At 70.9% G+C, this 13,873-nt stretch carries 13 protein-coding genes and 1 pseudogene; 4 read left to right on the top strand and 10 right to left on the bottom strand.

Annotation, left to right across the window (positions count from 1 at the left end; translation table 11 throughout):
- Together ACZ6ZQ_RS12940 and ACZ6ZQ_RS12935 are read right to left on the bottom strand one after the other, a co-directional pair.
- The gene (locus ACZ6ZQ_RS12940; protein ID WP_469768586.1) at window positions 1-1,212 is read right to left on the bottom strand and encodes a pyroglutamyl-peptidase I; all 1,212 of its coding nucleotides are present in this window, start codon (window positions 1,210-1,212) and stop codon (window positions 1-3) included.
- A 130-nt stretch (window positions 1,213-1,342) separates the two neighbouring features.
- Window positions 1,343-1,895 (bottom strand): annotated as a pseudogene (locus tag ACZ6ZQ_RS12935) (TetR/AcrR family transcriptional regulator); the annotation flags it as partial.
- On the opposite strand from ACZ6ZQ_RS12935, the gene ACZ6ZQ_RS12930 reads away from it, so the two are divergent.
- Complete coding sequence (locus ACZ6ZQ_RS12930; RefSeq protein ID WP_469768585.1) at window positions 1,834-2,292, top strand: fibronectin type III-like domain-contianing protein; 459 nt, start codon at window positions 1,834-1,836, stop codon at window positions 2,290-2,292. The pseudogene ACZ6ZQ_RS12935 and the gene ACZ6ZQ_RS12930 overlap by 62 nt on opposite strands.
- Window positions 2,293-2,304: 12 nt before the next feature.
- Here the strand turns inward: ACZ6ZQ_RS12930 and ACZ6ZQ_RS12925 are convergent, their stop codons facing one another.
- Window positions 2,305-3,231, bottom strand: a complete 927-nt coding sequence (locus ACZ6ZQ_RS12925; protein ID WP_469768584.1) for a GDSL-type esterase/lipase family protein — start codon at window positions 3,229-3,231, stop codon at window positions 2,305-2,307.
- Window positions 3,232-3,488: 257 nt separating this feature from the next.
- On the opposite strand from ACZ6ZQ_RS12925, the gene ACZ6ZQ_RS12920 reads away from it, so the two are divergent.
- Window positions 3,489-3,983 carry a DUF3145 domain-containing protein gene (locus ACZ6ZQ_RS12920; protein WP_453661097.1) on the top strand — a complete coding sequence of 165 codons (495 nt, stop codon included), beginning with the start codon at window positions 3,489-3,491 and terminating at the stop codon, window positions 3,981-3,983.
- A gap of 137 nt (window positions 3,984-4,120) precedes the next feature.
- Here the strand turns inward: ACZ6ZQ_RS12920 and fabF are convergent, their stop codons facing one another.
- The 5 genes from fabF to ACZ6ZQ_RS12895 all read right to left on the bottom strand — a co-directional run bounded on the left by fabF (window position 4,121) and on the right by ACZ6ZQ_RS12895 (window position 9,013).
- Window positions 4,121-5,383 carry a beta-ketoacyl-ACP synthase II gene (gene fabF / locus ACZ6ZQ_RS12915; RefSeq protein ID WP_469768583.1) on the bottom strand — a complete coding sequence of 421 codons (1,263 nt, stop codon included), beginning with the start codon at window positions 5,381-5,383 and terminating at the stop codon, window positions 4,121-4,123.
- Between the two features lie 80 nt (window positions 5,384-5,463).
- Entirely contained in the window at window positions 5,464-5,712 is a 249-nt protein-coding gene (locus tag ACZ6ZQ_RS12910; protein WP_453658626.1) for an acyl carrier protein, read from the bottom strand.
- An 81-nt stretch (window positions 5,713-5,793) separates the two neighbouring features.
- On the bottom strand, window positions 5,794-6,795 hold the full coding sequence (locus tag ACZ6ZQ_RS12905) for a beta-ketoacyl-ACP synthase 3 (protein ID WP_469768582.1): 1,002 nt from the start codon (window positions 6,793-6,795) through the stop codon (window positions 5,794-5,796).
- A gap of 17 nt (window positions 6,796-6,812) precedes the next feature.
- Window positions 6,813-7,727 (bottom strand): ACP S-malonyltransferase, encoded by a 915-nt coding sequence (locus tag ACZ6ZQ_RS12900; protein ID WP_469768581.1) that lies wholly within the window; start codon window positions 7,725-7,727, stop codon window positions 6,813-6,815.
- Between the two features lie 89 nt (window positions 7,728-7,816).
- Entirely contained in the window at window positions 7,817-9,013 is a 1,197-nt protein-coding gene (locus ACZ6ZQ_RS12895) for a PucR family transcriptional regulator (protein ID WP_469768580.1), read from the bottom strand.
- A 504-nt stretch (window positions 9,014-9,517) separates the two neighbouring features.
- Here ACZ6ZQ_RS12895 and ACZ6ZQ_RS12890 point away from each other — a divergent pair.
- Window positions 9,518-10,174 (top strand): pirin family protein, encoded by a 657-nt coding sequence (locus ACZ6ZQ_RS12890; RefSeq protein WP_469768579.1) that lies wholly within the window; start codon window positions 9,518-9,520, stop codon window positions 10,172-10,174.
- Window positions 10,175-10,341: 167 nt separating this feature from the next.
- On the opposite strand, the gene ACZ6ZQ_RS12885 is transcribed toward ACZ6ZQ_RS12890, so the two are convergent.
- Both ACZ6ZQ_RS12885 and ACZ6ZQ_RS12880 read right to left on the bottom strand, forming a co-directional pair.
- Window positions 10,342-10,641, bottom strand: coding sequence for a hypothetical protein (locus ACZ6ZQ_RS12885; RefSeq protein WP_469768578.1), 300 nt, complete (start codon window positions 10,639-10,641; stop codon window positions 10,342-10,344).
- A 578-nt stretch (window positions 10,642-11,219) separates the two neighbouring features.
- The gene (locus ACZ6ZQ_RS12880) at window positions 11,220-12,398 is read right to left on the bottom strand and encodes a L,D-transpeptidase (RefSeq protein WP_469768577.1); all 1,179 of its coding nucleotides are present in this window, start codon (window positions 12,396-12,398) and stop codon (window positions 11,220-11,222) included.
- 200 nt (window positions 12,399-12,598) lie between these two features.
- Between ACZ6ZQ_RS12880 and ACZ6ZQ_RS12875 the strand changes: the two genes are divergently transcribed.
- Window positions 12,599-13,804 carry a lipid II:glycine glycyltransferase FemX gene (locus ACZ6ZQ_RS12875; protein ID WP_469768576.1) on the top strand — a complete coding sequence of 402 codons (1,206 nt, stop codon included), beginning with the start codon at window positions 12,599-12,601 and terminating at the stop codon, window positions 13,802-13,804.
- Window positions 13,805-13,873: the final 69 nt, after the last annotated feature.

Here is a 13,873-nt window from a genome sequence, read left to right as displayed (position 1 = left end):
TCAGGGAGCCGTGTTCACCGCCGTCGTCACGATCGCCCGGACCTGAGCGATGATGTCCAGCCGGTTCCGGACGAACTCCGGGTCGGTGACCGTGCCCGTGGCCGGGTCCGTGTTGCCCGCACCGAACTGGAGCACCGGCGTGTGGACATGGCCGCCCGGCAGCGTGTCGTGCAGCCCGAGGCGGTCGCGCAGCAGGGTCGCGCGGTAGGCGATCTCGTTGGACAGGTAGTTGCCGCCGCCTCCGGAGCGGGCCGTGGAGCCGGGGGTCGGTCCTTCCGGGCGGACCACCGCGTCGGTGCCGCCCGCCGGTATCTCGGTGACCGACGTGTTGTCGTACACCGGGAAGCGGCCCGTCTGCGCGGCGGTGATCGCCGCGTACGGGAGCGTCGTCGACGTCCACTGCGGCTGCGAGGCGGGGTCGGCGACCGGCACGGTCTCGGTGCGCGACACGTTCTCGTTGTCCGGGAACCCGCCGCGCCAGGTGCCGTTGGTGCGCTCGATGTCGAACCTGCCCACCCGGCCCTGGCTCACGGTCGTGAAGAGGTCCGCCTCGGGCAGCCGGTGGCGCAGGGTCCGCTCGACCGTCCCGGCGGCGAAGTCGGTCCAGCGGACGGGGAAGACCGCCGTCTCGATCCGGGCCAGGCCGCCGTCCGCCGTACGGATCCAGGTGCCGTCCAGCGCGAGTGCCGTCGCGCCGCTCGGATTACTGATCCGGATGTCACGGTCCAGCGTGAACGGGTCGAAGCCGGTCACCACGATCCGCTTGAAACCCTTGCCGTCGATGCCCTTGCCGCGGGGGAAGTCCATCGTGTCCTGGCCGCGCGAGGTCCGCTCCAGTCGGTCGAGCAGCCGGGCGCGTCCGGTGTCGGACAGCCCGAACCCGGGCTGCCACTGCCGCAGTTCACGGGTCATACCGAGCCGGGACCAGTACAGCGGCCGGTCGTCGTCCCGGCTCAACTCGCCGCATGCGGGACCCCTTCCCTGCGCCCGGTCCACGGCCCGCCGCCACAGCCGCGAGCCGTGCCGGTCGACGGCGCGCACGGCCTCCGCGTAGGAGTCCGCCGCCCCCAGCGCCCGGGCGAACTCCGGTGCCACCGTGTCGAATCCGCTGCGCCGCAGGATCTCCTGCGGTACGGCCCGGTCCAGCCGCTGTTCCTCCTCGGTGGCGACACCCGGCACGTCCGCTGCGCCGGCCGGCGCCGTACCGAGCATCGTGCAGGCCACCGCCGAGACGACCAGCACTCCCAGTGTCCGCCGCACGCTGTATCCCTTCCCCTGAAGAATCCGAAGTCGCCAGTATCGGGAAGGAGTTGCGCTGTGACCAGAGCGGCTGACGTTGCTCCAGCAGTGTCAGGAAGTCCCGGAACGCCGCCGGCATGTCCACCGACTCCGGGTCCAGCAGCCACTGGTACTGCAGTCCGTCCATGACCGCCGTCAGCAACGGAGCCGCCCGTTCCGGTGTCAGTCCGCCCGGCAGCCGGTCCCCGTACTCGGCGCGCAGCACCGCCGCCATCTGCGTACGCACCCGGTCGTGGCGGCGGGTGAAGAAGTCCCGCGCCGGACGGTCCTCGGTGACGCTCTCGCCGAGCAGTGCGGAGAAGGTCTGCACGATGCCGGGCCGCATCGCGTTGTACTCGACCAGGGAAGCCAGCAGTTCGAGCCGCCGGCTGTCGGGGGAGCGGGTGCCGCCGCTCGTGTCCCACTGGTCGCGCTCCTCCAGTACGGCGACGAGCAGCGCCTCCTTGGTGGGGAAGTAGTGCACGAGCCCCTGCTGGGTGAGGCCGACCCGCTCGGCGACCGCGCCCAGCGACGCGCCGGTAGCCGCGCTCGGCGATGACTTCGAGCGCGGCGCGCAGGATCTCCGCGCGTCTCTCCTCGCTCCTGGCCCTGGCCATGGGCTCGCCCCGTTCCTTCGCAGAATCCCTGGAGGCGACCCCCACCACCGCCAGGATCCGCGTCCGCAACAGCGGCTCACGTCCCGGCCGCGAGACCGTCCAGATCTATCTCGCCCCCGTGGCGGACGGCGAGGAACGCCCGCACCGCCAGGTGGCCGGCTTCGCGACGGTCGAGGCCGCACCCGGCGAAACCGCGGACGTGGAGATCGCGCTGCCACGGCGCGCCTTCGAGATCTGGGACGAGGAGAGCGGATCCTGGAGGTTCGTCTCCGGTTCGTACGAGGTGCAGGCGTCGCACTCCCTCGACGATCGCCGCCTGGCCGCCACTCTGGAGGTCTGGCGGACCCGATACGGCCCCGGGGTGGCACCTGACAACCACCCCGGGGCTCTCCCGTGAGAGCGGTCCGTCCTACGCGGGCGGCTTGGCTGCGGTGACGTTGCGGTACGCGATCTCCGCCAGCTGCCCCTGGCCGTTCTTGCTCGGATGGAACCAGTCCCAGTGGCTCAACTGCTCACCGGAGAACCGGTAGTCGAAGACGTCCCCGCCGTCGTACCGGCAGCGCAGATCCTTCGCACAGACGCTCTTCAGCGCCTGGTTGTACGCCACGACCCGGTCGTGCACCAGGGCCCGCCGCTCCTGCGCCTCCTCACTCAGATCATCCGCGTCCCCCAGCATCGAGGCGCAGATCCCGAGCTTCCAGATCTGCTTGCCCAGTGCATTGCCGCGCCCGGTCGACCACAGCCGCTTCAGGTCCGGCACGCTCGACACATACACATGGGCCTTGGGCGCGGTGTGCCGCAGCGAGCGCATCGCCGCCGCGAACGACTCCGTGAAGTCCGCCACCGGCGTCATCTCGTCGGGCGAGTCGCGGCAGGCGTCATTGGCGCCGACCATCACCGTCACCAGCTCGGGCCGGCGGGCCGCCGCGTCCGTCATCTGCCCGGGCAGATCGGCCATCCGTGCCCCGGACCGCGCGTGGTTCCAGGCGCGCTCCGCGGCCGCAGTCTTACCGAGCAGCCGCAGCGCGAGACTCCGTACGTCCGTGTCGGTGCCGGTGGCCCAGGACACCTCGGGGCAGTCGGAGAGTACGTTGCAGGCGTCGAAGCCGCGGGTGATCGAATCGCCGACGGCGGCGACGGACGAGGGGCTGCGGTCCCAGACCGGTGTCGGGGAGGGGGAGGGGCGTGGTCGCTTCGGCGGGCCGCTCTGTGCGGTGGGCGGCGGCGAGTCGCATCCGCTCAGCCCGGCCAGTACGACGAAGACCGCCGCCGTCAACGCGGCGACGGCGGCGCGCGGTCGAAGGCCCGTTCGCCCGCTCCGCCGGATTTCACGCATCCTGCCCTCCCCGTAGGCGTCCTGGCGGGTGAAACCTTGGTGCGTACGGCCCCCCGGCCGGGCGGTACGACACACCTCGGCCGCCGACGCACGGTAGCTTTTCCCCCGTCGAACCAGAGGCACCTTTGCCGACCGGCTCCGGTAAATTACATCACGTCACATGCTGTCCGTTTTTCGGGTGTTTGCGGAGTTTCACTCCCGATGCTGTTTACTGAGGCCGCTGGGAAGGCGAACCTCGTCCCACACTGGAGGTCCCGGTGACGACACGTGGAGTTCTGTACGTGCACTCCGCACCGCGCGCGCTGTGTCCGCACGTCGAATGGGCGGTCGCGGGTGTGCTCGGCCTGCGGGTCCAGCTCGACTGGATCCGGCAGCCCGCATCGCCCGGCACATGGAGAGCGGAGTTCTCCTGGAAGGGTGAGCCGGGCACGGCCTCCAAGCTCGCGTCCGCGCTCCGCGGTTGGCAGATGCTCCGCTTCGAGGTCACCGCGGAACCGTGCCCCACGGCGGAGGGCGAGCGCTACAGCGCCACCCCCGAACTCGGCATCTTCCACGCGGTCACCGGCATCCACGGCGACATCCTCATCCCCGAGGACCGCCTCCGCGCCGCCCTCGCCCGCTCGGCCCAGGGCGAGACCGATCTCGAGGCCGAGATCGCCAGACTCCTGGGCAAGCCCTGGGACGACGAGCTGGAACCGTTCCGCTACGCCGGCGAGGGCGCGCCCGTCCGCTGGCTCCATCAGGTGGTCTAGAGCCTGATCCGAACGACAGGCTCGGGGCGCCGCCGGGGGCCGGGAGCACCCCGTACCCACGACATGACCGAGGGCCCCATCTCCGCAAGGGAGATGGGGCCCTCGGTCATGTCAGAGACGTCAGACCGGTACGGACGTCAGACCGTACGGAACGCCAGCACCACGTTGTGGCCGCCGAAGCCGAACGAGTTGTTGATCGCCGCGATCGTGCCCTCGGGCAGCGTGCGCGGTTCGCCGCGGACGACGTCCGCCTCGACCTCGGCGTCGAGGTCGTCGATGTTGATGGTCGGCGGGGCCGTGCGGTGGTGCAGCGCCAGGACCGTCGCGACGGTCTCGATGCCGCCCGCGCCGCCCAGCAGATGACCCGTCATCGACTTCGTGGCGGAGATCGCCACATGGTCGAGATCGTCGCCCAGAACCTTGCGCAGCGCCTTGATCTCCGCGATGTCGCCCTGCGGCGTCGAGGTCGCGTGCGCGTTGAGGTGGACCACCTCGGACGGCTTCAGACCCGTGTTGTCCAGCAGGTTCTGCACCGCCGCGGCGACACCGCGGCCCGTCGGCTCCGGCTGCGCGATGTGGTGGCTGTCCGCGGACAGGCCCTGGCCCAGGACCTCGCAGTACACCCTCGCGCCACGCGCCGCGGCGTGCTCGGCCGACTCCAGGACGACCACACCCGCACCCTCGCCGAGGACGAAGCCGTCCCGGGCCTTGTCGTACGGACGCGACGCCTTCTCGGGCTCGTCGTTGTTCTTGGACATCGCCATCATGTTGGCGAACGCCGCGATCGGCAGCGGATGGATCGCCGCCTCGGTGCCGCCCGCGACCACGACATCGGCGCGGCCGGTACGGATCATCTCGACGGCGTAGCCGATCGCCTCGGCGCCGGACGCACACGCGGAGACCGGAGTGTGCACGCCCGCCTGGGCGTTCACCTCCAGACCGACGTTCGCGGAAGGGCCGTTGGGCATGAGCATCGGCACGGTGTGCGGGGAGACACGGCGTACGCCCTTCTCCTTCAGCACGTCGTACTGGTCGAGCAGCGTGGTCACACCACCGATGCCGGAGGCGATGACCGCGCCCAGCCGTTCGGGGGCGATCTTCTCGTCCTCGCCGGCGGGGGCCTTGTAGCCGGCGTCGGCCCACGCCTCACGCGCGGCGATGAGCGCGAACTGGGCCGAGCGGTCCAGCTTGCGGGCGAGCGGCCGGGGCAGGACCTCACCCGGGTCCACCGCCGCCGGAGCGGCAATGCGGACGGGCAGCTCGGCGAAGCGTTCGCCCTCGAGGGGCCGGACGCCGGAGCGTCCCGCGATCAGACCTTCCCAGGTCGATGCGGAGTCGCCACCCAGCGGTGTGGTTGCGCCGATACCGGTGACGACCACGGTGCGATTGGTCGGGCTCACAGGAATTCTTTCTCCACGGTCTAATGAGGGTTCGTGAATCAGCGGCGCCACCGCTGGGTGGCGTACCTGATCGGCCTGGATCAGGCCTGGTGCTTCAGGATGTAGTCGGCGGCGTCGCCGACCGTCTTGAGGTTCTTGACGTCCTCGTCCGGGATCTTGACGTCGAAGCGCTCTTCGGCGGCGACGACGACCTCGACCATGGACAGCGAGTCGACGTCCAGGTCGTCGGTGAAGGACTTGTCCAGTTGGACGTCCTCCGCCGGGATACCGGCGATCTCGTTGACGATGTCCGCGAGACCTTCGACGATCTCTTCCTGCGTGGCGGCCATGTGGCGCTCCTTCGGTGTGTAGCTGAGGGTTGATCTGGGCGTCGCCCGGAGAACCGGAAGACCGGAAGATCCGGATGCTGCCTAGGGGAGGGTAACGACCGTAGCGGCGTAGACGAGCCCCGCCCCGAAGCCGATGACGAGCGCGGTGTCGCCGCTCTTCGCCTGCCCGGTCGCCAGAAGCCGCTCCATCGCGAGCGGAATCGAGGCGGCCGAGGTGTTGCCGGTGGTCTCCACGTCACGGGCGACCGTGACGTGCTCCGGCAGCTTCAGAGTCTTCACCATCGAGTCGATGATCCGCATGTTCGCCTGGTGCGGAATGAAGACGTCCAGGTCATCGGCGGTGATCCCGGCCGCGTCCAGCGCTTGCTGGGCGACCTTCGCCATCTCGAAGACGGCCCAGCGGAACACCGCCTGGCCCTCCTGGGTGATGGCGGGGAACCGCTCGACGGTGCCGTCGCGGTAGTCCGTCCACGGCACGGTCTGCTTGATGGTCTCCGACTTGTCGCCCTCGGAGCCCCAGACGGTCGGACCGATCGCCGGCTCCTTCGCGGGGCCGACGACGACCGCGCCCGCGCCGTCGCCGAACAGGAAGGCCGTCGCACGGTCCTCCAGGTCGGTCAGGTCACTGAGCCGCTCGACGCCGATGACGAGCACGTACTCCGCGGAACCCTCCACGACCATGCCCTTGGCCAGGGTCAGGCCGTAGACGAAGCCCGCGCAGCCCGCGGAGATGTCGAACGCGGCCGGCTTGACCGCGCCGATCTTGTCCGCGATCTCGGTGGCGACGGCCGGGGTCTGCTTGAAGTGCGACACGGTGGAGACGATGACGCCGCCGATCTGCTCGGGCGTGAGCCCGGCGTCGGCGATGGCCTTGCCCGCCGCCTCGACCGACATCGCGGTCACGGTCTCCTCGTCGGAGGCCCAGTGGCGGGTGGAGATGCCCGAGCGGGAGCGGATCCACTCGTCGGAGGAGTCGATCGTCTCGAGGATCACCTCGTTCGGCACGACCCGGGTGGGGCGGTAGCCGCCGACACCCATGATCCGTGCGTACGGGGCACCCTGGCTGGGCTTGATCTTCGACATGCGCTACGGCTCCTTCGTCAGGCTGAGTGCTCGGCGACGAGCGTGCGGGCCGCGTCGAGGTCTTCGGGGGTCTTCAGCGCGAGCGTCTTGACGCCCGGCAGCGCCCGCTTGGCGAGACCGGTGAGGGTGCCGCCCGGGCACACCTCCAGCAGCGCGGTCACGCCCAGCTCCTTGAACGTCTCCATGCACAGGTCCCAGCGGACCGGGTTGGCGACCTGGCCGACCAGCCGGGAGATGACCTCGGCACCGGTGGCGATGGTCCGGCCGTCCTTGTTGGAGACGTACGGCAGCTTCGGGTCCGCGACGGTCAGGGTCTTCGCGGCCTCGTCGAGCGCGTCGACCGCGGGCGCCATGTGATGCGTGTGGAACGCGCCGGCCACCTTCAGGGCCACGACACGCCGAACGCCCTCGGGCATGTCGGACTCCAGCGCGGCGAGCTGCTCCATCGTGCCGGCGGCGACGATCTGGCCGGCGCCGTTGACGTTCGCCGGGGTCAGGCCGAGCTTCTCCAGGTGTGCGACGGAGACGTCCGGGTCACCGCCGAGCAGCGCCGACATACCGGTCTTCGTGATCGTGGCGGCCTCGGCCATCGCGAGTCCTCGTGTCCGTACGAAGCCGAGCGCGGCTGTCTCGTCGAGGACACCCGCGAACGCGGCGGCCGTGATCTCGCCGACGCTGTGGCCCGCGACGGCGCCGGGCGTGATGTCACCCAGCGCGGAGGCGGACAGCAGACCCGCCGCGACGAGCAGCGGCTGCGCCACGGAGGTGTCGCGGATCTCGTCCGCGTCGGCCTTGGTGCCGTAGTGGGCGAGGTCGAGCCCGATGGCGTCGGACCATGCCGCGATGCGGTCTGAGGCGCCGGGGAGTTCGAGCCAGGGAGTCAGGAAGCCGGGCGTCTGAGCGCCTTGGCCGGGAGCGACGAGTACGAGCACCCTCACACTCTCTCTTGTGGATGGTCCCGGCCGCCCGTGGGGACAGGGACCAAGAACCGTCAGGGGAATTGTTGGTGTCCGACAAAATCCTAGGACTGCTGATCGCCGTCTACCAGACGCCCGAGGATGAGTGCGATCCGTAGAGTGAACGCGGAGCGGACATCGGAGGGTGACCAGCCGGTGACGTCGGTCACACGTCGGAGCCGGTAGCGGACGGTGTTGGGATGGACGAAGAGCATCCTGGCGGCGCCTTCGAGACTGCTTGCCTGCTCCAGATAGACACTGAGGGTTTCCAGGAGCGCCGAGCCCGCTTCTTCCAGCGGTCTGTAGATCTCCTCCACCAGTTGCTCGCGCGCGGACGGGTCGCCCGCGATGGCGCGCTCCGGCAGCAAATCGTCCGCCAGAACCGGCCGCGGGGCGTCCTGCCAGGCGGAGCACGCCTTCAGCCCGGCGGCCGCGGCCTGCGCCGACCTCGTCGCGGCGAGCAGATCCGCCACGACGGGACCCGCGACCACGGGTCCGGCCGCGTACGGGCCGATCAGCGCCTTGGCGACATGCAGCGGATTGTCGCTGCCGCCCGCGATGACGACGAGCCGGTCGCCGAGCACTCCCGTCAGCACCTGCAGCTTTGCGTGGCGTGCGGCGCGGCGGATCGCCTCGACCGTCAGTTCACTGTCCCCGTCGGGCGCCGTGCCCAGCACCACGCACACATGCTCGGGCGAGTTCCAGCCGAGCGCGGCGGCCCTGCTGACGGCGCCCTCGTCGGCCTCGCCGGACAGCACCGCGTTCACGACGAGCGACTCCAGCCGCGCGTCCCAGGCGCCGCGTGCCTCGGCGGCCTGCGCGTACACCTGGGCGGTCGCGAAGGCGATCTCCCGTGCGTACACGAGCAGCGCCTCGCGCAGCACCGACTCGTCGCCGGGCGCGGCGACCTCCTCGATCGCCGCCTCCATGACCTCGATGGTGGTCCGCACCATCTCCACGGTCTGGCGCAGCGTGATCGCACGGGTCAGCTCGCGCGGAGCCGTACCGAAGACGTCGGTGGAGATCGCCTGAGGAGTCTCGGGGTGCCGGAACCACTCCGTGAACGCGGCGATACCCGCCTGGGCGACCAGGCCGATCCACGACCGGTTCTCCGGTGGCATCGCCCGGTACCACGGCAGCGTCTCGTCCATGCGGGCGATGGCGTTCGCGGCCAGCCGCCCGGAGGACTGCTCCAGACGCTTCAGGGTCGCGGAGTGCGGGTGGGCGGCGTTCGCGGGCAGGGTGGGTTCGGGATGGGGCACGGGGACAAGAGTGCCTTATCGGGACGCCCGGGCGGAGCGGCGGGGTGCGGGGCGCTGCGTCGGGTCCGGCCGGGGCGCTGTGTCGGGTCTGGCTGGGACGCTGCGTCGGGTCCGGCCGGGGCGCTGTGTCGGGTCTGGCTGGGACGCCGCGTCCGGTCCGGCCGGGGCGCTGTGTCGGGTCCCCGGTGGCGCGGGGCGCCTCGTGTGTGTTCGTCCGTAATCTCCCCCGGAGCTTCGCCCTCGGGGACCCCAGGACGGGCTCGGAAGGTGCCCGGTACCGCCGGGTGGGCCGGGGTGTCCGTCCTCAAACGCCGGACGGGCTTGATTCGCACCCCGGCACCGGCGGGAGGGCCAAGGGCAGAGCCCCGGTTCGGGACGGGGCGGGGTGGGGGAGCACCCCCTGTGCGGCTCCGCCGCGTGGGCCCGCCGCAGGCGTCTACGGGCGCGGGCCGCGCCGGGCCGGACCGGTCACGCGACCCCCGCGCGGGCTCTACCGTGGAGCCCGTGATTTCCGTATGGCGCGCCGGTGGGCGCTACCACGGCGGCGACGCGTCCGCCGGTATCGAGTCGCTGCACGCCTTCTCGTTCGGGCAGTTCTACGATCCGGACAATCTGCGCTTCGGGCCGATCCTCGCCTGCAACGAGGAGCGGCTCGCCCCCGGCGCCGGGTTCGACGAGCACCCGCACAGTCACACCGAGATCGTGACCTGGGTGGTGGAGGGCGAGTTGACGCACCGGGACACGACGGGCCACGCCACCGTCGTACGGCCCGGCGATGTGCAGCGGCTCAGCTCGGCGGGCGGAGTGCGGCACTCCGAGCGCAACGACGGCGACGTGCCCCTGACGTTCGTGCAGATGTGGCTCGCGCCGAAGGATCCCGGCGGTGAGCCGTCGTACGAGATCGTGCACGGCATCGCCGACTCCACGCCGTACGCGCTGCCGGAGGCCGGGGCGATGCTGCACGTACGGCGCCTCGCTGCGGACGAGCGGACCGCCGTGCCGGACGCGCCCTTCGTGTACGTGCATGTCGTACGCGGGGTGGTGCGGCTGGCGGGCGACGACCTCGGGCCGGGGGACGCGGCGCGGATCACGGACGCCGACGGGCTCGAACTCGCCGCCGCCGTGGCCGCGGAAGTACTGATGTGGGAGTTGAGCGGGTGAGAATCCGCGCCCTTGCTGGACACGAGTCCCGGCGGCTGAAATGCGGCTGCAGCGGTGTGGCGATCCCGCCCCGAGTTGCGGAGATTCCCGTGAACTCTCCTGTGCCCGGTGGAGTCGTCGGGCGAGGCCCGCGAGAGATCGTGTCCGACTGCAGAGCGCGGTTGTCCCTAAACTGGGAACTCGGGAGTCCCGGTGACGTCGCGTCCGGTGCGCACGCGATAGCGGATCCGCGTGCCTGAAGGCCCCGAGGCGCGAATGGTTCCCCACGGGATCGTCTGACCGGTCTTGAGGGCGGTGAAGTTGCGGTCCTGGGCGACGAGGTCGAGATTGATGCCGTTCAGGCGTCGGCTGAGCGCGAGGGTGTCGCGGGGTTCGAGGATCTCGACGGTGGCCTGCTTCGCCACCGCCAGGTGCAGCTGCTCCAACCGGTTGGGGCCAATGCTTGCGGTCTTGTCCCGAACGGCCATGACGACACCTCGTTCCCACGACGCAGCAGGCCTCGCTGCCATGCCGCGAGGTGCCTTTCCAACGCGCTGATGATCGTAACGGGGCGTCAGCGGGGATTGTCGGCGTGACACCGTCCGCTTGTTGAGGATCACTGCACTGACCCACTGAGGGTGCCCGCCGACGGCCAGTGCGAGGGCACGGTTGTCGCCTCCACCGCACCGGAATCGCGGTGCCAGGACACGGTGACCCCGCGAGTGGAAATTCGTCACTTCGCGAGCCGTGTTCTGTCAGTTCCTCCTGGTCCCGAGGCTGGGCGTTCACGCGTCCCGCTCGAACGCCTCCGCTCGACGGCGTAGGGCGTAGAGCTGACGTGTCAGCAGGGCGGCGTGGCCGCCGGAGCCGATGACGAGGCGTTCGTAGGCCCGGCCCGCGGGCCCGGGGAATTCCGCGTACGAGCGGGCGCTGAGCCTCGTTCCGCCGGGCTGCCCGCGTTCGTCGCGTCGGTTGCACGGCGATGGTATTTGAGCGCGCTCAAATCGTGTCGCGCCCGCTGCCCGGATGGCGAACACCTGCCGGAGATCAGGCTGGAAACACCGCTTCAGCGCAGCGCGCTCTGCTGCCGCCACTGCTCCCACGACAGGTTCCACGCGCCGAAACCGTTGCCCGGAGCCACCGTGCCCTTGGTGTCCGCGCCCTTGATCTCGAACGGGTCGCCGGGCCGCACCTGCCCGTAGAACCACGCGGCGTCGCCGTCGCTCATCCCGATGCAGCCCGAACTCCGGTTGGCGTTGCCGAAGTGCTTGGCGTTCCACGGCGCGGCGTGGGCGTACATCCCGGACCAGGTCAGCCGCATCGAGTAGTCGACCATCTTGTCGTAGGCGTCACCGAGCCCGACCGTCTCGGAGTTCATGTTGATCGTGCCCTCCTTGGCCATCAGCACAGCGGTGCCGCGCCAGGAGCGCTTGTCCCCGCCGGGGGTGCCGCCGGAGACCGGGATCTTCCGTACGGCCTTGCCGTCGCGCTCCAGGGTGAGTTGGTGGCTGTCGAGGTCGACCTTGACGACCTGCCGCGCGCCGACGGTGAAGCCGGCCGTGTAGTCGCGTACGAACCAGCCGCCGTCCGCGCCCGAGTCGGTGCCGTTCAGCTCGGCGTTCAGCGTGACCCTGGTGCCGGGCTTCCAGTAGTCCTTCGGCCGCCAGTCCACGCGGTCCTTGCCGGACCAGTCCTCCAGCCAGCCCCACGACCCCTCGGTGCCGTCCGAGGTCGTGATCCTGAGCTGTTTCTCCACCTCGGCCTTGTTCTTCACCGGGTTGTCGAACACCAGGGAGACCGGCTGGGCGATGCCGACGGTCGTTCCGGTGCCCGGCCGCCAGTCGACCTTGTTGACCTTGCCGGCCCCGGCGGTGGTGAAGGACGCCTTGGTGGTGCCGGTCGTGCCGCCCTTCGTACGGGTCACCGCCGTGACCGTGTACGCGGTGCCGGGCGCCGCCTTGCGGTCCGAGGTCCAGAGCATGCCGCCGGCCGCGATCTTGCCGGCGAGCTTGCGGCCCTTGGCGTCGGTGACCGTGACCGAGGTGAGGCTGCCGCCTGCCGCGGTGACCGAAACCGGCACACCCGCCTTCGCCTGCTGCCCGCGAGGGCTGACGGAGACGGTCGCGGGGCGGTCGTCGGCCGCTTTCGCGTCGGTGCGCGCCGGAGCGGTGCCGGAGGAGGAGCAGGCGGCGAGCGGGGCCAGCAGCACCGCTGCGGCCGCGACCCGTACACGTATCTGTGGCAACGGAATCCTCCGTCGGAGTAGGTGAGTTGCCGCGACTCTAGAACCGGGAAAGCCCAGGTGAGCGCCTTGAGGTCAATGTGACGGCGACTGGTGAGGAACGGTCATGGTCCGGTCACATTCGCCGCGCGGGACGGTCATGGGCGGCTGTGAGCATCCTCGGCGTCCCCGCGACAGTACGGGGAGGAAGAGAGGCTCACACCGTGTCAGCTCTGCTCGTGCCGCCCGGCCGCGGTCACGAAGAACGGAACCGTGCCATCCGTCTGGGGCCCGTCACCGCCGAGACCTACCGTGCCTTCCTCGCGTCCCCCTCCGGTGCGGCACTCGGCGCCGGATTCCTCCAGTGCCCTTCCTGGGCGGACGTCAAAGAGGGCTGGCGCGCACAGCTGCTCGGCTGGGGGCCGGACCCCGAAGCCGGCCGGCTGACCGGCGTCGCGCTGGTCCTGCTGCGGCAGTTCCCCGGCACCCGCAAATACTTCGCCTACCTCCCCGAAGGGCCGGTCGCCGACTGGGCCGACCCGGACATCGACGGCTGGCTCGCCCCGCTGCTGCGCCATCTGCGCACCGCCGGCGCCTTCGCGGTGCGCATCGGCCCCTCGCCCGCGTACCGCCGCTGGCACGCGTCCCAGCTCAAGCCGCTGACCGGGCCCGGCCGTCGCCTGACCGACGTCCTCGCCAGCGAGGTCGACCCGCTCGGCACGGCGGTCGCGGAACGGCTGCGGGCACGCGGCTGGCGGCGCTGCGGCGGCGACAGGACGGGGAACGACGGGAACGACGGGGACGCCCAGCCGCGCCACGTCTTCCATGTGCCGCTCGCCGGTCGCACCCCCGACGAGCTGTGGTGCGGACTCAACCAGGAATGGCGGCGCAATGTCCGCCGTGCTCAGAAGGAGGGCGTGGAGGTGGTGGTCGGCAGCGCCGCCGAACTGCCCGAGTTCTACCGGCTCCTGCGGATCACCGAGGAGCGCGACGGCTTCCGGCTCGGCCGCTCACTCACGTACTACGAGCGCCAGTACGCGGCCCTCAACGCCGAGCAGCCGGGCCGTATGAAGCTGTATCTCGCCCGCCACCGGGGCGAGACACTCGCCGCCCACACCATGATCACGGTGGGCCGCCGTGTCTGGTACCAGACCGGAGCCTCCGCCGACCACCGCCGCGAGGTCCGCCCCTCCAACGCCCTGCAGTGGCGGATGCTGCTCGACGCCCATGCGCTGGGCGCCGACGTCTACGACATGCGCGGGGTACCCTCCACCCTCGACCCCGACGACCGCCCGTACGGGCTGCTGCGCTGGAAGCTCGGCACCGGTGGGCAGGTCGTCGAGACGCTGGGGGAATGGGAGAAACCATTGGGCGGGACCGCCAACCACACGCTGTACCGGGCCTTCCAGGCGTATCTGGCCCGCCGGTGAGCGCGCCCCCGGACACGTCCGCCGCCGCACCGGCCAAGGGCGGCCGGGCGCCGTCCGCGCTGCGCAGCA

This window comes from Streptomyces sp. NPDC053673 (genome assembly GCF_055585225.1).
The sequence above is the reverse complement of the archived record's forward strand: the minus strand, read 5'-3'. Positions and strand labels throughout refer to the sequence as shown.